Genomic DNA, 21,487 nt, shown 5'->3' with positions numbered 1-21,487 from the left:
CAAGTTACTTGCCTTTATTTTATTAAGGCTTTGTTATGTATCCTTTCTTTACAATCGAGCAATTAGCAATTTATTTATTTATTTTTTAAACCAGTTTTGAGTTTGAAATCTTCATAAAATCGAAGAAAGATAGATAAATAACATGGGAAAAAATATTGTCTTTGTTGTATTACTAGTTATGATAGTTAAAGTGATTTGTATGTAAAATATTGTATAATGAGCTACGTAATTAGAGAATAGGAGTTGGTTTGTTGTCTAAAAAAATAAATGTTCGGTTTGGCATCTGTTTTATTTTTGTAATGCTTTTAATAGGCTGTATAAATAAAGTTCCGAATAAGTTTGATTTAAAACAACTCACTAGGATAGATATTGAAGAGGTTAAGGCAGATGGAAGCTATGGAGAATCTGTAATGATTACTGAAGAAAAAACAATGGAGATCATAAGAAAAATATTTAAACAAATTAAATGGGAACCAAATGTAGAATTTAAAATGGCTAGAGAAAAAGATGTAAAGGCAACACTATTTTATAAGTATGATGAAAATATGCCTGAACGATTATTTGAATATCAGATTTGGTTCGATCAAAATAATGATACAGCAACAATTATTAGCAATAATGAAAAAGAAGGCTATGGAAATTTAGATAAAGAAAATGCACAGGCATTAGAAAATATTTTACTAAACAAGTAAAAGAGTAGGGAATCTCTACTCTTTTATTTGTGATTTTTTAAATTTGAATTCTATTTAACCTAGAGGTGCCAGAAAATGTGGTGCTTGAAGAAATTTTATATACCAGATATTTTTTCTATCTCGAAAAAGCTTATTCAGATTTTATCATGTGTCCAAAAATAGATAAAATTGAAGGAATAGATGGCGATACAAGAAGAAATATCGCTCATGCAAGTGCGATAAATTTTAGTGCACATCATGGTGGTGCTCCCTATGATAGAATCCATATGATATTGATGGATACTCCAGAAAATGGTGTTAAAATAAATAAAGTTACAATAGAAAAGGTTATTTTGGAAAAAGAAAGTGCTTATACAATGGAGGCGTGAGGGTTAAAGCATGTTGTTGAACTCAAATTGAGATAATAAAGTTGTTAAAAAATCCTTCTTTCACTCACGTGAAAGATCTCAATAAACTTTCATTTTCTGATATGTAGTGTTGATTGTATGTGACATGGGCTTCTAACTGTGCAGCATAGTAGAAGAAGGGGAAATTGGAAGCAATGTAGAATATAAGGATTAATACAGAGCCAATGGTTTTACCCCGGTACAACGAGACGGGGGACGGTATTATCAGAAAAAAGTCCTTTTAAGGGACACTACGATTTCATCATGTTGTATCCCTTGAAAGAAGCGAAAGGAGTGGATTTACGAATGAAAGAACCATCTGAACTACTCATTGAACTGCTTGGCCATCCGTATAATCCCAGGAATGTTCAAGCTTTACTGCAATCATTCGGTGTCAAGAGAATGCCATCCCCGAACAGCTATTTTAAAGACGATATTATTTGGTCTGTGAAAACATCGATACGCATCGATATTTATCGTGCACCAAAAATAAATGATCTGACTGGACTCAAATATACAAATCAAGATGAATGGATCATTGGCGCACTCCATTTTCTTGCGCCCGGGTCGGATGATAGAATTAAAGCTCCGTTTTCTGGAAAGCTTCCAAAGGGAATTACGATGAGCTCAACACCAGACCAGACGATAAAGGCATATGGTCAACCTGAAATGGATGAAGAATGTAGGTGGTCTGGATTTTCCGGTCGAATTTTGGCATGGCGCAAGCAGGGCGTAAATCTCGTAATTGAATATGCGGACAGTGAAATCGGTAGCGTAATGAGAAGCTACACGGTCTGTCTAATTGGCTGCATAGGCGCATGGCGAGGCGATAATCCAGAGGTCTTTGCACCCTGATTAACTGTCATCCGTATCCGCGGCGATGACAACCTTTCTCGTTCTCAAATGAATGGCTAACATAGAGATAATATCGCAGCGATATGATAAGCAGAAGAAGAGAAAGCTGTCTTTTTTCATAGCGGAACTATATAAAAATGTTGGATAGAAAATGATTTTTTAACAGTTGAGGAAAACAATAAACTACTTCATTTGCTCTTTTTAATGCATTTGAAACAAAGTTTAATAATTAGAATCATCAGTGACTAAGAGGGCTTATTTGATAGGCGTCTTGGCCTTTTTTATGCTAAAAATACAACGACTAATAAAGATATATTGTAAAAAATTAAGGACTACAGCCGTTATTGATGAGCAATGGTCCGTCCTTGTATACGTGTTATAATTAAAAAAATCTTGTTTCTTGCAAGATGTATTTTAATGAAAGTTTCGGGCGGTGAATTCATTTTCCTCTCAATCACCGCAACCATCCATAATAAAACGGTCACGCAAAGCATTTGACATAAAAAACGAAAATACGGGAACATTCTTCCCTCGTTTGGAGTGATATTATGTTTATTACTATATGTGATGTATTAAAAATGGAGGGGTATGAAGACGTAAAAGTGATTGCTGGCGATTCTGGTTTGAACCGCAGAGTTGAAAACGTGTATTTTATGGAAGTACCCGACATTTACGCATATATCGATCAAAATGGATTACTGCTTACCACATTGTATCCTATTGCGGATAAACCGGAGCATATTCAAACATTGATTCCAAAATTGGCAGAAATGAATCTTGCAGGAATTGCAATTAAGCCAGGAAGATATGTCGCTGAAATTCCCGAAATTATGGTGGAGCAAGCTAATGAGCTCGGGATTCCGTTAATGCAGCTCCCAGATGGTGCAAACTTATCAACACTTGCCAATCAGGTACTGACAAAGTTTTTAGATGTAAAGACATCTCTGTTGGAATTCCGAAATAAGATGCACCAGCAATTGCTAGAGCTATTATTGGAAGGCACTGATGTAAACAAGTTCGTTCTTTCTATTGCGAATCTCGTTAACGCCCCTATCTTGCTTCTAAACAATGATTTTGAATATGTTCGGTCTTCTATACAAAAAGAAAATGAAATATTAATTCATCGCAAGCCATATAATTCGGACTCGAGCTACAGCGCGTTTTCAGTTCAAGTGGGTAATACCTTTTATGAAAAAAATGACATTTTTATTCAGTGCATTTACGCTGGAGGCAACGAGTATGGCTTTTTAGTCGTTTTGTTGGATAAAGAAAAAAATCTGACAGAGGACATGATTATTGCCATCGAACAGGCATCCTTTATAATTGCTTTTTTATTTCAAACAGAGCAAACATTGCTTCAAAAAGAAAGGAATCATTTAAGCAGTTTTGTCAGGGACATTTTTCATAATCAATATTCCTCTCAAACCGAAATGATCGAAAAAGCGAAAGTGTTTAAATGGAACTTGCAATTCCCGTTTGTCTTGGTGAGCATCAAAACAAATGAGAAAGAAAGCGAAAAGAAATTAGCAATATTCCACAAAATGCTCGATTCAGGTTTGATTGAGAGGTCTGCTTCAAAAATTGTCGATGTTCCTATAGAAAATTGCAAGGTTCTTTATATTAATGACTCGTTAGTTTGTTTTATTAGTCTCGTTTCAGAAAATAATGTTCGACAAAAACTCCAAAATCTAGGGGATGTGATTCTTTCACTGTTTGAGAAGTACGGTAATCTTGGAGTCAGCATTTCCGATACAGTGCACCGTTTTAACCAGATTAAAGAGTATTACGACAATTCAACATTAGTATTTCAAGTGTATAAAGAAAACTTACAAAAACAATCCTATGTTCATTTTTATGGTGATATCGGCTTGTTCCGCCTTTTTCATTACGTTGAGAATCTTTTTATCCTAGAAGATTTCGTAATGGAGAAATTAGGTAAAGTGTTCGAATATGACAAAAAGAAAAATACTAACCTTATAGAAACCCTCAGGTACTACATTAAAAACAATACAAATGTGCAAAAAACATCAGAGGATATGTTTGTTCATTATAATACGATGCGCTATCGGATAAATAAGCTGAAAGAACTTGGAATAGACGGTGAGGACGGATTTGAATTAACAGAAATTGCATTGGCCTACCAATTGCATCAATACTTGCAACTGAAAAAAGGGTAAGGGTGGGGGAACTCCCAACTGTCGTTACTTTAGACATTGTCTATAAGACAATGTCTTTTTTTTGTTAAAAAGACGTTCCGCTTCGTAGAAAGTTGCCAATTAAAAGTGAAATAAATATCAACTTCTTACAATGATTAAACCGCTTTCAAGTGCTATTATTTAGGTATTAAAGGATGGAGGTAATCAATATTCAGCCGCCATAGAAACAAGATTCAAGTAATAGGTTTCTGTTTACACTTTGGGATACAAGGAGTGTTTAAAATGCGTGACTATCTTTTGTCTTTAGCAGGTGGTTTGATTGTAGGCATTTTATTTTCATTAGTTAAGTTGCCGTTACCTGCCCCTCCGTTAGTTGGAATATTTGGAATGGTAGGTATATTTTTAGGAGGTGTACTGATGGATTCTCTTTTCAAAGCTCTTAAAGAAAAGAGAAAGGTGAGTACATAAAAAAATTAAAAGTGTATGATTGGTCGCTATGTTTTTTGATAAATACATCCCACATAAAAAGGAGCAAGTAAGATGTTGCAGATCGTTCTGTCTTTAATTGGAGGTTTACTAGTAGGCATATTGTTCAAATTCATTAAGCTGCCAGTTCCGGCGCCTCCTCTTATCGGAATTGTAGGGGTAATAGGAATCTTTCTTGGCGCAGAGTTAGTAAACGCTGTCCTTCATCTTTTCTAAAGAAGACATTAAATCCTCCTTCCTTTATTGTATAACCGGTTAATAGAATAGTATCAGTTATTAACCTATGGAAGTTTGTATATATCTCAAAATAATGAACTATAGTTTTTTCTGTATTTTATTCAGTTCAACAAAAAGAATCTTTGTAAAAGGATTGCGGGTAGTATCCAAGATCTATCTATTTTAAATTACATTTGAGAGGGAGATTTACATGAGTAAAGTATATGCAATAGATGCGAAACCTTATAGTTTTGAATTTGAGTTAGAAAAAACTGCCCTAATTATCATTGATATGCAGCGTGACTTTTGTGCCCCTGGCGGATTTGGCGAGAAACTGGGGAATGATATTACGCTAACACGCGCCATCATTCCTACCACTCAGACAGTACTGGAAGTTGCACGTGAGAAAGGCTTGATGGTGATTTATACCCGCGAAGGGCATCGACTAGACTTATCGGATTGCCCACCAAGCAAACTGAAACGCGGCAGCAAGCAAGGTGCAGGCATCGGTGATGAAGGCCCAATGGGAAGAATTCTTATCCGAGGTGAATATGGTCATGATATTGTGGATGAGCTAAAGCCGGTTGAAGGCGAGATTGTTATTGACAAACCTGGGAAAGGCGCTTTCTATCAAACAGACCTTGAAGTGATTTTGAAAAATAAAGGCATTACACATTTGCTTGTCGCTGGCGTAACGACACATGTCTGTGTTCAAACAACAATTCGTGAAGCGAATGACCGTGGATTTGAATGCTTACTGCTCGAAGATTGCTCAGCGGCATTTGATCCAAGAGACCATGAAGATTCCATACACATGATTAACCAGCAAGGTGGCATCTTTGGGTGGACAGCATCTTCTCAGAATCTGCTTGCTTCACTAGGTAAATAAGGAAAGCAACTTTCCACCAGATAAATCCATGAAATTTTCTAATGTTGAATAAAGCTTTTTGAGGGCATGCTCTATTCCCATGTCCATAGCATGCCCCTATATACCTCTCAAACTCATTCTGCCCCATGATGATAAGTAAGAAGTCCGAAAATATCTATTATTGTTGTAGATAGGGAGAACAATTCTCGGTCGTTTGCTGAAATTGTCAATCTTGAAAATTTGGTGATATCAATGGTTAGAACTTATACAAGTAAAATCAATCAAATGGACGGCCGTCTGCTTGAATGGTTACGCCACCAACCGATTGGCGAACAAATCGGAGCAATCCACAGTATTTTTGATAAGGTGGTCAATTTCATAACCAATGACGGCACTTTGCTATTTTCTTTGGCAAAGAATGAGGTGATTCAATCACCAGGAATGATGAAAACCTTAGAAAATGATCTTTTTTCTGAGATGTGTTCAACTTTAAAGTCGACTAAAGAAATTTATTTAGTAGATTATAATCTCTTGAATATTAGCGATTGGCAATGGGATTTTTCAAATGCTGCGCTTTGGAACAGAGGTATTAAGCCGCGCTGGCAAGCTAAGCACGAGCCAACTTGTTACCACTTGTCGCTATTGAACCATTTCATTCTAAACAACGGAGCAACGGCAGGGATTTTTCCGGCATGGAAAAGTTTCACTTATCCAGATTGGGAAGTTCCTATTGCCACACGGAAGGATTTCTACTTTTCCTCTTTCTTGGAGGGGTTAAATCAGCTAAATCAGGAAATAAAGGCAGATAAGCTCGATACGTTTTTATTAAAGTTTGCCGGTCTTGGGATCGGGCTGACGCCAGCAGGCGATGATTTTCTAACAGGGCTGCTGGCAACTTGGAAGTATTTTGAAGCCCCTCTATACAAGAAAGTTGAAAGTTGCAGCGCCGAGTGGCTACAGAAGTTGAAAGGAAGAACAACCACTGTTAGCTATTTTATGTTAAAGCAATGCTTGGAGGGGCAGCTTAATGAAGCCTTGCTAGATGTATTGGACAGCATGGATAGTAATCCAATTCCTCATTTACAGCGAGTGTTAAAAATTGGATCTACCTCTGGGACGGATATGTTGACTGGTGTCAGTGTGGCATACCAACAGCTTATAGACCATAAGGAGGAAATACATAATGGCATCTAAAGTATTGATAGAAAGGAACGCCTATCATGATTCGGTAACGCTAATGTCACTGTCTAGCAAAATGAATAGTATCGAGGGTGTCGAACAAGCAGTTATCTCGATGGCGACCCAAATGAACAAAGATTTGCTGGCAAACATTGGACTGCTGACAGATGAGGCAAAAGAAGCAACAGCAAATGATTTGATTATTGCCTTGATTACAGATACAGATAAGCGTGCAGAGGAAGTGATGGAGCTCATCTATACAGAATTAACAGCTAAGAAGGAAAAGAAAGGGAAAGAAAATAATCATACAGCGAAAACTATAAATTCAGCATTGAATCTAATGCCGGGAGCAAATATGGCAATTATCTCTGTTCCTGGGAAATATGCTGCACGCGAAGCGAATCAAGCATTAAAGAAAGGCATGCACGTCATGCTGTTCAGTGACAATGTTAGTATCGAAGATGAAAAAGTGTTGAAGGAAAAAGGTAGAGACAATGGGTTATTCGTCATGGGGCCAGATTGCGGTACAGCAATTATTAATCGCAGCGGACTTTGCTTTGCGAATAAAGTAAGCGAAGGAGGCATTGGTTTAGTCGCAGCCTCCGGTACTGGGCTACAAGAAGTGACAGTGCAAATCGACCGCCTGGGGTTTGGCATTACACAAGCGATTGGCACAGGGGGTCGCGATCTCGATGAATCAATCGGCGGTATTATGATGCTTCAAGGGCTTAAAGCATTGGAGAACGATGAGAATACGAAGGTCATCACATTAATTTCCAAGCCGCCTGCCCCAAGTGTTCAGGACAAAATTCTTGCAGCAGTGAAAAAATGTAAAAAACCAGTAGTAGTCTGCTTCCTGGATGGAGATGCAAAAGCAGTAGAGGCAGCAGGAGCAACTTTTTCACCAACATTAATTGATGCTGCCCGCAAGTCTGTTAAATTGCTTGATGCACAAGCAGTAATTGAAACTGAAATTACGGATGGTGTGGAAAGATGGATCACTGCAGAAAAAGCAAAATTAAAGGATTCTCAACAGGACATTCGCGGATTATTTTGCGGCGGTACGCTGACGGCAGAAGCATTGTCAATTATCCGATCTACAGGAAAAACTGTCAAAAGCAATGTAGCAAAGAAAGTGGAAGAGAAACTTAGCGATATTACCTATAGTGTAGGCCATACGTTGCTAGATATGGGGGATGACGAATTTACAAAGGGGAAACCTCATCCGATGATAGAGCCCTCACTTAGAAATGATCGGATTCTTCAAGAAGCAAAAGACCCAAAAACGGCTGTCTTATTATTGGACTTTGAATTGGGATTTGGAGCTCATGATGATCCAGTAGGTGTGACGCTAGATACGATTAAATTAGCAAGGGATGAGGCCGCACAGGCAGGAAGGTACTTGCCGGTCGTTGCCTATATTTGCGGAACTTTCAAAGATAAGCAAGATTATCAGCAGCAGGAAAAAAAACTTCAATCTGTTGGTGTTTATGTAGCTGACAGCAATGAAATGGCAACGAGAATTGCAGCAATGCTTGTGCAAAAGGAGGTCAATTAAATTGAGTACGCTAAATGAGCTTTTTAATCAGCCATTACGTGTGATTAACATCGGAACGTCCAAATTTAAAGAAGATTTAGACCTGCAGGGCATCGAAACAATCCAAGTTGACTGGCAGCCCCCAGCAGGAGGCAATATTCAACTACTCAAAGCATTAGATTTCTTTCTGGACAATGAAAAGGTGGAAAAGGCAAACCAGGAAGCCATTCAACGCATTAAGGATGCCCATCCTTTCTTAATCGATATTGAGCGGGCTATCGATGTCATTCCAAGTATGCACAGCAAAAAAATACTGCACTCTGGACCTCCTATCGCCTGGGAAAACATGGCTGGTCCAATGCAAGGTGCAATTATCGGAGCACTCATTTTTGAAGGAATGGCAGCGAACGAGGAAGAAGCGAGAGCATTAATTAATGCTGGAGAAATTGAATTTGGCTCATGTAATGAGCATTCAACAGTTGGGCCAATGGCGGGCATCGTCTCCCCATCCATGCCAGTACATGTCATTGAAAACAGAACACATGGAAACAGAGCATATTGTTCGATTAATGAAGGTCTAGGCAAGGTATTGCGTTTTGGTGCTTTTTCCAGCGAAGTAATTAATCGGCTAAAGTGGCTGCGCGATGTTTTCACCCCTGCATTGAAAAAGGCGCTTGTGCTAACAGATGGAATTGATTTGAAATCCATCACGGCTCAAGCTCTTCATATGGGGGATGAATGCCATAACCGCAATAAGGCGGCAACAAGTCTTTTCTACCGGGAGATTGCTGATTATTTCATGCAAATCGAAATCGAGACTGACACATTACGAGAGGTCTTGCGTTTTATCCAAAACAATGAACACTATTTCTTAAATCTGTCCATGCCAGCATGTAAAGCTGCACTTGATGCAGGGCATGGTGTTCCATATTCCACTGTTGTCACGACAATGGCCAGAAATGGTGTGGAATTTGGCATTTGCATTAGTGGGCTAAGTGAAAAGGAATGGTTTACGGCACCTGCAAACTTTATCAAAGGTTTATTTTTCCCAGGGTATTCTGAGGAGGAGGCAACTCGGGATCTAGGAGATAGTGCCATTACAGAGACGATGGGAATTGGCGGGTTTGCGATGGGCGGTTCCCCTGCAATTGTTCAATTTGTTGGAGGCGAGGTAAAAGACGCAATTCAATATAGCGAGCAAATGTATGAAATTACGGTAAGTGAAAATAGCAATTATTCCATTCCAACTTTAAACTTTCGCGGAGCTGCCTTTGGAATTGATGTTAAAAAAGTAATTGAAACAAACATTCTTCCAGTCATTAATACAGGTATAGCACATAAAGTAGCTGGAATCGGGCAAATTGGCGCTGGTATCGTCCATCCTCCTATGGAATGCTTCGAAAAAGGCTTCCTTCGTTTCTATGAAGTTTATGGAGAGGGCGCTGTAAATGAGTAGAATCTTAATAGCGCTTGGAGGAAACGCTCTTGGTTCTACGCCCCAGGAACAGCAGCAATTAGTACACGGTGCGGCAAAACCGATTGTCGATTTAATTGAACAAGGCCATGATGTAGTTATTGCCCATGGAAACGGGCGGCAAGTCGGTTCTATTAATCTTGCATTTGAAAAAAGCTCGAAGGAACATGCAAGCATTTCCAGCATGCCATTTGCTGAGTGCGTGGCAATGAGCCAAGGGTATATAGGCTACCATTTGCAAAATGCAATCCAAGAAGAACTGTTAAAGCGCTCCATCAATAAATCAGTCGCAACGATTGTCAGTCAGGTGGTGGTTGATAAGAACGATCACGCCTTTCAAAATCCTACAAAACAGATTGGTTCCTTTTATTCAAAAGAAGAGGCACAAAGATTAATGGCTGAAACAGGTGACATTTATATTGAGGATTCTGGCCGCGGCTATCGCCGGGTTATTCCATCGCCTGTTCCTATTAAAATCGTTGAAAAAGATATTATTAACGACTTGGTGAATGCAGGCCGCATTGTGATTGCTGTTGGTGGCGGAGGTATTCCGGTAGTCGAGGAAAACAACCATTCCTTAATCGGCGTGGAAGCGGTCATTGACAAAGATTTGGCAAGTAGATGCTTAGCTGATGAGTTGAATGCAGACTTTTTGTTCATTTTGACAGCCGTCGAAAAAATCGCGATCAACTTTGGTAAGCCGAATCAGCAAAACCTTGATCATTTATCTGTTGACGAGGCTGAAAAATTGATTAGAGAAGGACATTTTGCACCTGGAAGTATGCTTCCTAAAGTCCAGGCAGCTATTTCATTCGTCAGAGGCAAGCAAGGCAGAAAGTCGATAATCACCTCGCTAGATAAAGCAAAGGATGCAATCCTTGGAAGGACAGGTACCGTTATTTTCGACTAAACGAGTATCGCACGGACATGAAAATATCATATAAGGAGTGATTGGAATGACCGAAAAAAAGACGAAGGTGAAAATTGGTGATGAATTAAAGTGGAATGCATTTACAGAGCACCGCAAAGTCCATCACCATGAGCTCCTAAGTGCCAAAGAGGCGGATGAACTAGGTGTAAGTGTCAGCTCTGTCTTAAGAGAACGCATTGAGGTGGGCGGAGCCGTATTGCCCCATTATCACGACGTGGCTGAAGTGATTCATATTACAAAAGGAAAAGTAAAACTCCTACAAAACGGTGAATGGAAGTCTTATAAAGAAGGTGACACATTCCTAGTTCCAAAAGGAGTCGTTCACTCTGTTGCTAATGACGATGTCGAACCTACCGAACAGATAAGCATCTTCATACCGGTTCATGAAGGAATCCATAACGAAAATTTTACATCACATATGGTAGATGTAGAAAATTAAATTCATCAATACCAAAAAGGGCAATCCACAAAAATAGTCGGGATTGCTCTTTTGTTGTGACGTGCATGGCGATTGGCTAAACGGTGAAAATATTAAATTAATAGAAAAAATAGTAAGGATTTTTTGCATCTGAAAGGTTTGATTTTATAGTTCCCACGTATCCGGTAATTAAATATTCTCGCCAATAGAATTTCACAAAACCATTTACATATCCATTTGTTCGCTGGAGAATCCAATTTCAATTCCTTCTAAAATACTCTTTGCCTTGTCAACTAAAGTCGCTTTCATATAAAACTCCTCATTTCTTACATTATTAGAAAGCCTCTAAAAATATAATAATCTATTCTAAAATAGATTCACCGTCAACTGTAAAAACCTTGGATTAGAAAACTCATTAATTAGGGTTTTACAAGCCAAGGTATCCTTTTGTTAAAGAAAAAACCGCTCATTACCATGCTTTTACTAGCGTTCATAGTCACGCTTTTCTAGCTTCAATTAACACGTTCTTATCAAATATAATGGCTAATTTATCCTTTGAGCCAAAACAAGGTCAACTGGAAATTGAGGTATGCTTTTCTAATTACATTTGTAATTTCTCATATAAGGCAATACAACCATAATTAATCTAAAAAATTGTAACTATATATTACCGTTTTATTATGTATTAATCATTGATAAAATAAATTCTTGATATTTATGGACAGAATATCAAAAATATATAATTTTTTAGGAGAGAAATGTAAGTGAAGGAATTTTGGGAAAAGTGGTTGAGTTGTAGCGTTGTACTTGCGCTCTTTATAGCGTATATTCCATTTGGAAACTTTACGCTACACGCAGAAGCAAAAAACAACAAGGAAGAAAATAAACATGAACAAAAAAAGCCAACTGAATTAGTTGAGTTGCGAACGGAGAATGCAAAAACGTTCGATAATATGGATGGGACGTATACCGCAGAGATTGCACAAGAACCTATTCACTTTCAAAATGAACAAGGTAAATGGGAAGACATCGATAATGATTTAGTTGAAACGAAGAATGGACAAACCGTGAAGAATAAGGCGAATGACTTCTCTATAGTGATTGATAAAGCTACGAGTTCTTCACAACAAAACATCACGATTACTGATGAAACGAGTAAAATCGATTTTGGCCTAGTTTCAGCCCAACATAAGAAGTCAAATATAACAGAACCAGTTCGAAATACAGAAGGTCTTGTACAAGACAATACAATAAAATATCCGAATATTTTAGAGGATACTGATGTCATTTACACAATAGGTTCTGATCGTGTAAAAGAAGATATTGTTTATCGTGAAAAGCCTACGGGTGGTTTTCCGCAGAAGCTTACTTATAAAGTAAATGTGGATGGGTTAACAGTCGAACAAGTTAACCAAACCATTTATTTAAAGGATGCCACTACCAATGCTCCTTTATATTTAATTGAAGCACCGTACATGTATGATAGCTATAAACCTGAAGGATACCAAAGTGTTGATGAAATACAATCAGTTCCTGAAGAAGCAAAATCATATTTATTAACATTAAGTTATGAAGTAATTGGACAAGATTTATTTGTTTACTTAGCACCAGATGCTACTTGGTTAAATAGTGAGGACCGTGTATACCCAATAACGATTGATCCTGCGATTGTGCGCCTACAAACTTCAGCAAACATGGAAGATACGACAATTCGTAGCGCTGCACCTACACAAACTGGGGGAAATGACTTTGAACTCGGCGTAGGGACTGCAGTAGGGGGCAATACGGTTAGGAGCTTATTAAAATTTGATTTAAGTGCTGTACCTTCAAGTACAACAATCGTATCTGCTGATCTAAATCTATGGTTTTCATCGACAAATAATAATTCACCTATTGCAATTAATTTGCACAATGTAACAAGCCCGTGGGAGGAAAATCAAGCTTCTTGGACCTATGCCAAAGTAACTCCATACACAACATGGAAAACTGCAGGTGGAGATTTCTCAAGTAATAAACTTTGTACGGTAAAGGATATTGGAACACCACCAACATCAATAGCAGACGCAATGGTTAACTGGAAGGTTCCACTTAATGTTGTACAAGGATGGATTAATAATCCATCTACAAACTACGGTTTGTTATTGAAGGGTGATAATGAAGCCACACAAATTTATAAAAAGTTTGCTAGTAGTGAACAATCAACTTTAAATAAATACAAACCACAACTAGTAGTCACGTATAAAACAACTGCAAGACTAGGTCTAGAAGATTACTGGGATTATGATTCACGACCATTGGTGAATGGTACAAATTATGTAAACTTAACAACAAATAATAATATTTTACAATATGAAGATATGTTTATTTTAGGGCGTGCTGATGCAAGCTTAACTTTTACTAGAACTTACAATAATAAGGACTATGAACAATCAGCTTTTGGTTATGGCTGGAGCTTTACTGGTGATGAGAAGATTTTCATTAATACAGGAAGTCAAGGTAATCAACTACAGTATAAAGATGCCGATGGTACAATTCATGTTTTCACTTATGATACACCAACAAACCAGTATAAAGGTGACTACGGTAATTACGACAAAATAAAGAAAAATACAGAAGATACATTTACTCTTTACGATTTATACGGCAACCAAACAATTTTTAAAGTTCGTGAGTCCACAACTGATACAGATGTAAAGGTTGCTTATATTACGACTCAAATAGATCGTAAGAATAATAAAATTAATTATGTTTATGATAGTAGTAATAAATTGACAGAGATTGCAACGGATTTAGGTAAGGATGTCTTAAATAAAAAACTTCAGTTTGGTTATGATAAAGATGGCTTAATTAGCACAATGACTTATGGTGACCAACAAATTACGTATCGATATACTACAGATGGCTATTTACAATATGTAGATGTGTTGAAAGACCGCAAGGATAACAAAATTTCAAAAACTACAACACAATTTATGTACACGAATAAATTTCTAACGACAATTGTTGATGCAAATGAAAAACGAACAAAATTCGAATACAATGGTGCAGATTTAAAATATGTGTACGAACCAACTGAAGATACTGTAAATCAACCGAAAACAGAATATTCATTGGATCGAGCAACGGGCGTTGCAACAATTACCGACCCAGAACAAGGTGTAACAAGATATTTTGTTAACAATAATTATGTTGTAGAAAAAATCATTTCTCCTTCTGGGGAGGAGAGAACGTATAAACTCGATCAAAACTACAACCTTTTGCAAGAAACAGAGACTATTGATGGTGTTTCTAAAGTTTTGCAGACGAATGAATATGATGTTAACGGTAATCTATTAAATACAACGGATGCGGAAAACAACAAGCAATCGTATACGTATACTGCATTCCAAAATGTTGAGACGCATACGGATTCGGGAAATAAGGTAAGTAAGTATTGGTATGATAAAGGGAATTTAACAAAGTCAGAAATACCATCTACTTCAGGTATTGCTACGACTAATTATAAATACGACAACTTTGGTGATTTAGAATGGATGGAGACATCCGATGGGGTTAGGGAAAATTACGCAACAAATTATAAGGATTCCCAAAAAGTCATTACCCATACGGATGCATTTACTAACATGACAACTACTGTGCAGGATTTGTCTGGCAACATTTTATCATCTAAAGACGGCAAGCTAAATGAAACAAAGTATCAATATAATTTGAAAAATGAACTAGAAACCGTAACCGATGCAAATCAGCAGAAAACTGCCTATGAATATGATGGAAATGGCAATTTAAATAAGATAACGAATGCAAAAGGTTTTACGACAACATTTGAATTTAATGGTAAAAATCAAATTACGAAAGAAACAAATCCCAATAATAATACAACTTCTTATCAATATGATGAAAATGGTGAGTTAGTCCTGCTTCAAACAGCTAATAAAAATCGTATTGAATATAAAATTGACCAAGAAGCCCCAAGTTCCACAGTTGTTGTTAATGGAAAAGTAGTATGGCGTTATACAAAAGATGGGGACAATCAGCTAATTTATGGAGAAAATGAATCTACTTTAAAACGGATTAGCTACTATGATAATGGGTTATTAAAATCGATTGATAAAGGGGATATTGACGGTGATATTAGCTACGAATATTTAGGTGATGAATATTTATCAAAACTGTCATACCCAGGATTTAAACGATATAATACATTAGAATATAAACCAGACGATGCTTATAATACTAAGCAGATAAAGTTAAACGACAATCCACTTGCAACCTTTACTTATGACGATGTGACCGGACAATTAAAAGATACTAATTTCACGAACGGTAGCAAACTATCAAAAGTTTATCAATCTGGTCGTTTACAAGAAGAGACATTATCGCTATCAAGCCCAACTGAATGGCATAAGTTCACATATGAGTATGATGCAAACAACAATATTAAAAGCATTATTAATAAAGTAAATTACACTTATGATGCTTTAAACCAATTAACGCAAGAAGCATATATTGATGGTCCACAAATGGACTACACGTATGATGAAGTTGGGAATCGTCTTACAAAAAGCGTGGAAAATGCAGGGAAAACTGAATCAACTACCTATAAGTATAATAAAGCGAATCAATTATCGCTTGTAAACAATCAGGAATACTTGTACGATCTAGATGGAAACTTAACAAGTGATGGAAAGTATACGTATGAATGGAATGCATTTGATCAGCTAACAAAAGTAAAAAATAATGCAGGTACTGTTATTGCTGAATATGGCTACGATGAAAAAGGAAGAAGAATTTATAGTAAAGATAGTAATGGACCTATTTACTATGCTTATGATGGAGATAGCAATCGTGTTCTTTATGAAAAGGATAAAAGCTCCTACGCAGTTAAAAGTTATGTTTACGATGATAACGGTCACCCACTCACAATGATTTACAAAGGCGAAACTTATCATTACCTTACAAACTATCGTGGTGATGTACTTGGGATGACAAATGCAAGTGGCAAGCTTGTAGCATCCTACACATATGACGCATGGGGTAACATTTTAACGCAGAGTGGTATAGATGATATGGACTCTATCAACCCATATCGTTATGCAGGATATCGTTATGATAAAGATACAAAGCTCTATTATTTAATGGTACGATACTATAATCCTAATACAGGAGTTTTTCTTTCATTAGATCCTGTGGGTGGGGATACGATGAATCCCCAAACATTAAATAGCTATAACTATGCTCATAATAATCCTGTATTGTTTGTGGATCCGGATGGAGAATGGGCTAAAATTGTTATTACTGTATTGAAAAAAGCAGTAACTAAGATTAAGGTTAAACCTAAAATTGGTGTAATTTCTTCAATTAAAAAGGATCAACGTTTAGTAAAAGCTGCTGAGCAAATGGGTAAAAATACAGCAGTTCAAAAAGAGGCTGATGATTTAGTAAATAAGTTTCTTCATGGTAATACCAATCCGGGATTGGGAAGTAAAAATTTATTTGGTAATATTTCCTATTTGAGAGGGAGAGAAGGGGCACGAGTTTTTTATAGAATGAATCACGGAAAAATGGAAATATTAGCTAAATCAAGTAAGGCAAATGAGCAAAAAGTAATTGATGTATTAAAACAATTGTACGGTAAATAAATTTATACATTGGAGATGAAGAAATGGATATTATTAGAGTAGAATTTCCAACTCCTCTTAGTGATATTAAAAATATTGAAGATGATAATATAGATGTTTTCATTGAATTAGAAGATGGCATGACCTATACGCTTGTAATAACTACGCCAAAAAACTTATATACTTTAATGAGAAATGAGAAAATTAGTTATATTCCTGCAGGACCTTCGTTTGTTATTGTCGAGTCGTTAACTGAAAAGAATATTATAGATGTGATTAAAACATATGTTGTTAATGAAGCATATTGGTTAAAACTCAATTTTATTTCAGGTGAACTTGATATAAATTTGTTGGATAAAAAGGTACAGCAGATTAGGGTAGATAATGATTTATAAAAAGAGCTCAAGGTGTTTGTTTTTATTTATTAAAACTTAATAATCTTTTATTAAATGTCTATTGGTATGGACTATTTTTATAGAGAATTAAATAACTTATATTTTGGAAGTTATTTTTGAACTCCTTAATTTATCAATTGCAAAAGCAAAAGCATTAAGGAAATATTATTACAACTCTTTATTTTCAATTTCCTCACCAAGTAGCAAGGGATACTGATAAATGAAACACTTTTTAAGTGAAATGATGGGATAGCATTGCTATGTCCTTTTCCTTAAAAAGTGTTTTTTATTTCTCAGGTAAGTAGGTGGAATGTAAATGGTTTTAATTGTATTAATTATTGTATTAATGATTTTTGTGATCGTTTCACAAATGGATTATACATAGATGAGGTTGGGAATCGTCTTACAAAAAGCGTGAAAAATGCAGGGAAAACTGAATCAACTACCTATAAGTATAATAAAGCGAATCGATTATCGTTTGTAAACAATCAGCAATACTTGTACGATCTAGATGGAAACTCAACAAGTGATGGAAGTATACGTATGAATGGAATGCATTTGATCAGCTAACAAAAGTGAAAAATAATGCAGGTAATGTTATTGCTGAATATGGCTATGATGAAAAAGGAAGAAGAATCTATAGTAAGAATAGTAATGGACCTATTTACTATGCTTATGATGGAGATAGCAACCGTGTTCTCTATGAAAGGATAAAAGCTCTTACGCAGTAAAAAGTTACGTTTACAATCAGAATGGGTATCCACTAACAATGATTTATAAATGCGTACCTTATCATTACCTTACAAACTATCGTGGTGATGTACTAGGGATGACAGATGCAAGTGGCAAGCTTGTAGCATCTTACACATATGACGCATGGGGTAACATTTTAACTCAAAGTGGTACAGATAATATGGACACTATCAACACATATCGTTATGCAGGTTATCGATATGATGAAGATACAAAATTATATTATTTAATGGCGAGGTACTATAATCCTGATACCGGAGTTTTTCTATCATTGGATCCTATGCTTGGGGATTTAACTGAACCAAAAAAGCTTAATGGATACAATTATGCAAATAATAATCCAGTAACGAATATAGACCCAGACAGGGAATATTGGAAAAACGCTTGGTGGAATAAAAAAGGTTTTTTATCTAAAACAATAAATGCACTAATATTTCTTGCAGCTGCAGCATTAGGCGGAGGTGCAACTAAAATATTAGCTAGCTATGCTAAAAAACAATTAAGTAAAGCTAAGCGATTGTTTTTGCTAATACCATAAAAAAATCATTAATTAGGAAAGGTGTATCTGCAAGTATTGATGGTTATATTGTTTCTGCGGTAACCTTTGCTGCTAATCTAGCTGGATTTTATTTCGACCCAGGCACGCACATTTTCGATTATTTAGATCGAAGAGATAAGTATCCTAAGAATGGTTATTACAATGGTTTCTAACATTATTAGAAATATAAGGGGTAAAATATGAATAATCAATTAATAAGAATGTCTTTGTACAGTTTATTTATACTAATATTATTATTTTTAAATAAATTAAATTTTTTATTGTTAGCTAGTTTATATTTTATATTTATGTCACTAGAATTTGTTTTTAGTATAATGGATTATAAGAAAGATAATAAATTTATAGTCGTAGGATGTCGAATACTCTTTGTTTTTATAACAATAATTGTAATTTTTAACAGAGAGAATATTATAAGATAATAATTTGGAATAACGAGGATTTTTATGTATACCGGAATAGGTAGTTAAACTTCTTGTCCTAAGTAAAAATGTTATATTTATTTTACTGTATGTAATTTAAATTTATTACCAAAATAAACCTACCCATTTTGATTAGCCTTTTTTTCAAAATGGGTGGGTTTTATCTATGATGTAAACTAGAGTTTTTAGCATACTCTTAATATTATAATTAGTGGTTTGTGAACCCTGTAATGTTGAATGTTTTAGTTATGCAAATTAGCTTGGTGAATAGTAGCAGCAATACCAGGAAGCGTTATGAACGCTTTACCTATGCTTTTAAATTATTTAGTTAAACATAAAAACTTAAAAGGATTTAATTGATATAGGTTTGGAACGGCTTTTGTGTAGGAGCCATTACAGGAATAGGGGGAATAGCGTTATCTATCACATCAAACCAAGAATGGATATTCATCACGATTTATTCACTATAGAATTTGGTAAAAATAAACCCAAGCTACCTTGGAAATAAACGGAGTGAAAAAATTGAAGTTACGCTATCATATTTATTTGTTAGAGGAATATTCCACTGTTGACATAATAAAAATTCAAGAGTTTATTGAAGAATATCTAAAGATGAATTCCGTAGAGGATGTATCAAATCAGATTTCTGAAGGTAAAATCATTTACTATGCACATTTAGAGACAAAGATTTTTGAAGAGTTAGCATCAAAAGTTTTGAATCAATTTGACTATGAACTATCTGAATATACGATATTTATACACAATCATTGCCATATTGATAGATATAATGATATTAATGATATCATTCATTCAGTAACAGCCTACCAAATAAGTGAAACTGTTTGGGAATTTTATTACGAAGATGGTATTTTAGATGTACCGAAAAATACCGGTATTGTAGAGGGGCAAACTTGTTATTTGTATAAATTGGAAATAGAATCCACTCAGAAGAATCTAATAAATACCATTGAAAATTCTTTTGATAATTGGCTTAATACTTTAGCTTAAAGTTTATTGAAGAATTTTATTTTAATACTTGATAGTAATGGACCTATTTACTATGCATATGATGGAGATAGCAATCGCGTTCTTTATGAAAAGGATAAGACCTCTTACGCAGTAAAAAGTTATGTTTACGATGATAACGGTCACCCACTCACAATGATTTACGAAGGCAAACCTTATCATTACCTTACAAACTATCGTGGTGATGTACTAGGGATGACAGATGCAAGTGGCAAACTTGTAGCATCCTACACATATGACGCATGGGGTAACATTTTAACTCAAAGTGGTACAGATAATATGGACACTATCAACACATATCGTTATGCAGGGTATCGATATGATGAAGATATTATATGGGATAAACAAACTTATTAAAGCTGGAAAACCTAAAAATGGTTTTTAATTTGTTAAAGGGGAAACAGAATACTCTTAAATTGAAAAGATATTTTACTCAATTAGGTGCAAAAATGAATGTAGCAATAGCTCTATCAGGAGTAATTGTTAATGAATTGATGACTGTTTTTAGTACTTCCATAGGTGGTATTGCGGTATGGGTAGTAAAGTGCTATTTCTTCCAATATTATAAAAAAGCAAAGAGATATGGTAGTTGGGGACCATTAGTGAAATATGAATATATTGACTTCGGTAAAAGAAAATAAGAAAGAGGCACACACATGCTCGAATTTTTCCAAATAGTTTTTTTAAAATCGATTATAGTAGTTACCATAATCATATTGGTTTTGTTAATTTTTGAAAATAAAAGAACAATAAAATTTATTAAAAATGATATCAATAAAACACTAAAAAACTTTAATATTATTATTATATTGTCCATAATAATTTGTGCCTTAAATATAAAATTAAGTATTATATACCTGGAATTTAATGTTCTGTTTCTGCTAAACATTATGATAGTTCTGATTAATTTTAAATTCAATAAGTTGAATAAATTTGGGGTGATAAATTTAATTGGAACATTTATAGCTTTAACAATTATACGATTTATTTATCAAAATCAATGAGTAGTTAATACCATCAACCCATATTGTTATGCAGGGTATCGTTAATTTTTTACGTCAAAGAGGTTTCAAAGTATAAAAATAAAAAAGAGGAATATCAGAACAGAATGTTTCAGTAAATAAAGGAGCAAATCATGAAAAAATTAGTTGATGAGGATGCTGGATCAGATGGGGTTTATATCCATACCCCTAACAATAATGATAACAACTTCCCGCTTAAGTTAGAAGATATAAAGTGGGATTGTACTATTCCAAAACAATACATGGATTTAATAAATCTAAATGAGTATAATGTAGGGCATTATACTGGAGAATCGAATAGTTACTTTATAATTCAATCAAAAAATCATGGGGTAAGATTATAGTTTTTTATTGAGCCGTAAATTATCAATAAGAATTGTGGGGATTGTATTATACTTGTTCTCAAGCACGGATAGTTTGATTTATATATAAGAATATATGAGATTAAGTAAGTATCAGGTATCTTTGCGATCATTTATAACCGAAAAAAGTCGAAT

Annotated in this window: 18 protein-coding genes and 1 pseudogene; all 19 read left to right on the top strand. The window is 35.4% G+C overall.

All coding sequences use genetic code 11. The features are described from left to right. Nucleotides 1-251: 251 nt before the first annotated feature. The 19 genes and pseudogenes from ACIQXW_RS07815 to ACIQXW_RS07720 all read left to right on the top strand — a co-directional run bounded on the left by ACIQXW_RS07815 (nt 252) and on the right by ACIQXW_RS07720 (nt 21,334). A complete protein-coding gene (locus tag ACIQXW_RS07815) occupies nt 252-692 on the top strand; it encodes a hypothetical protein (protein WP_402760880.1) in 441 nt (146 codons plus the stop codon). Nucleotides 693-769: 77 nt separating this feature from the next. Further along, nucleotides 770-1,060, top strand: a complete 291-nt coding sequence (locus tag ACIQXW_RS07810; protein ID WP_402760878.1) for a hypothetical protein — start codon at nt 770-772, stop codon at nt 1,058-1,060. 324 nt (nt 1,061-1,384) lie between these two features. Then, a complete protein-coding gene (locus ACIQXW_RS07805) occupies nt 1,385-1,933 on the top strand; it encodes a hypothetical protein (protein WP_340824439.1) in 549 nt (182 codons plus the stop codon). A gap of 548 nt (nt 1,934-2,481) precedes the next feature. Continuing rightward, nucleotides 2,482-4,110, top strand: a complete 1,629-nt coding sequence (locus ACIQXW_RS07800; RefSeq protein WP_402760876.1) for a PucR family transcriptional regulator — start codon at nt 2,482-2,484, stop codon at nt 4,108-4,110. 261 nt (nt 4,111-4,371) lie between these two features. Further along, a complete protein-coding gene (locus tag ACIQXW_RS07795) occupies nt 4,372-4,557 on the top strand; it encodes a XapX domain-containing protein (protein ID WP_172771583.1) in 186 nt (61 codons plus the stop codon). 72 nt (nt 4,558-4,629) lie between these two features. Continuing rightward, on the top strand, nt 4,630-4,791 hold the full coding sequence (locus tag ACIQXW_RS07790) for a XapX domain-containing protein (protein WP_172771582.1): 162 nt from the start codon (nt 4,630-4,632) through the stop codon (nt 4,789-4,791). 211 nt (nt 4,792-5,002) lie between these two features. Continuing rightward, nucleotides 5,003-5,680, top strand: a complete 678-nt coding sequence (locus tag ACIQXW_RS07785; RefSeq protein ID WP_340824444.1) for a cysteine hydrolase family protein — start codon at nt 5,003-5,005, stop codon at nt 5,678-5,680. 231 nt (nt 5,681-5,911) lie between these two features. Then, nucleotides 5,912-6,853, top strand: a complete 942-nt coding sequence (locus ACIQXW_RS07780; protein ID WP_402760874.1) for an oxamate carbamoyltransferase subunit AllH family protein — start codon at nt 5,912-5,914, stop codon at nt 6,851-6,853. Then, nucleotides 6,843-8,396 (top strand): acyl-CoA synthetase FdrA, encoded by a 1,554-nt coding sequence (gene fdrA / locus ACIQXW_RS07775; protein ID WP_402760872.1) that lies wholly within the window; start codon nt 6,843-6,845, stop codon nt 8,394-8,396. Before ACIQXW_RS07780 ends, fdrA begins: the two co-directional genes overlap by 11 nt. 1 nt (nt 8,397) lies before the next feature. Continuing rightward, on the top strand, nt 8,398-9,831 hold the full coding sequence (locus ACIQXW_RS07770; protein ID WP_402760870.1) for a YlbE family protein: 1,434 nt from the start codon (nt 8,398-8,400) through the stop codon (nt 9,829-9,831). After that, nucleotides 9,824-10,759, top strand: coding sequence for a carbamate kinase (gene arcC, locus ACIQXW_RS07765; protein WP_402760868.1), 936 nt, complete (start codon nt 9,824-9,826; stop codon nt 10,757-10,759). The genes ACIQXW_RS07770 and arcC overlap by 8 nt, the downstream gene beginning before the upstream one ends. Nucleotides 10,760-10,805: 46 nt before the next feature. Beyond that, entirely contained in the window at nt 10,806-11,219 is a 414-nt protein-coding gene (locus ACIQXW_RS07760; protein WP_402760866.1) for a cupin domain-containing protein, read from the top strand. Nucleotides 11,220-11,962: 743 nt separating this feature from the next. Continuing rightward, nucleotides 11,963-16,837, top strand: a complete 4,875-nt coding sequence (locus ACIQXW_RS07755; RefSeq protein ID WP_402760864.1) for a DNRLRE domain-containing protein — start codon at nt 11,963-11,965, stop codon at nt 16,835-16,837. A gap of 23 nt (nt 16,838-16,860) precedes the next feature. Further along, on the top strand, nt 16,861-17,211 hold the full coding sequence (locus ACIQXW_RS07750) for a hypothetical protein (protein WP_402760862.1): 351 nt from the start codon (nt 16,861-16,863) through the stop codon (nt 17,209-17,211). A 736-nt stretch (nt 17,212-17,947) separates the two neighbouring features. Continuing rightward, a pseudogene (locus ACIQXW_RS07740) lies at nt 17,948-18,502 on the top strand (RHS repeat-associated core domain-containing protein); the annotation flags it as partial. A 953-nt stretch (nt 18,503-19,455) separates the two neighbouring features. Further along, nucleotides 19,456-19,950 (top strand): hypothetical protein, encoded by a 495-nt coding sequence (locus ACIQXW_RS07735; protein ID WP_402760858.1) that lies wholly within the window; start codon nt 19,456-19,458, stop codon nt 19,948-19,950. A gap of 6 nt (nt 19,951-19,956) precedes the next feature. Beyond that, nucleotides 19,957-20,325, top strand: a complete 369-nt coding sequence (locus ACIQXW_RS07730; protein ID WP_402760856.1) for a hypothetical protein — start codon at nt 19,957-19,959, stop codon at nt 20,323-20,325. A gap of 92 nt (nt 20,326-20,417) precedes the next feature. Further along, nucleotides 20,418-20,609 carry a hypothetical protein gene (locus ACIQXW_RS07725; RefSeq protein ID WP_402760854.1) on the top strand — a complete coding sequence of 64 codons (192 nt, stop codon included), beginning with the start codon at nt 20,418-20,420 and terminating at the stop codon, nt 20,607-20,609. A gap of 494 nt (nt 20,610-21,103) precedes the next feature. Continuing rightward, the gene (locus ACIQXW_RS07720) at nt 21,104-21,334 is read left to right on the top strand and encodes a hypothetical protein (RefSeq protein ID WP_401016858.1); all 231 of its coding nucleotides are present in this window, start codon (nt 21,104-21,106) and stop codon (nt 21,332-21,334) included. Nucleotides 21,335-21,487 lie beyond the last annotated feature (153 nt).

This window comes from Lysinibacillus sp. NPDC097162 (genome assembly GCF_044762185.1).
Taxonomy (GTDB): Bacteria; Bacillota; Bacilli; order Bacillales_A; family Planococcaceae; genus Lysinibacillus.
This window is presented reverse-complemented; position numbering and strand designations above follow the sequence as displayed.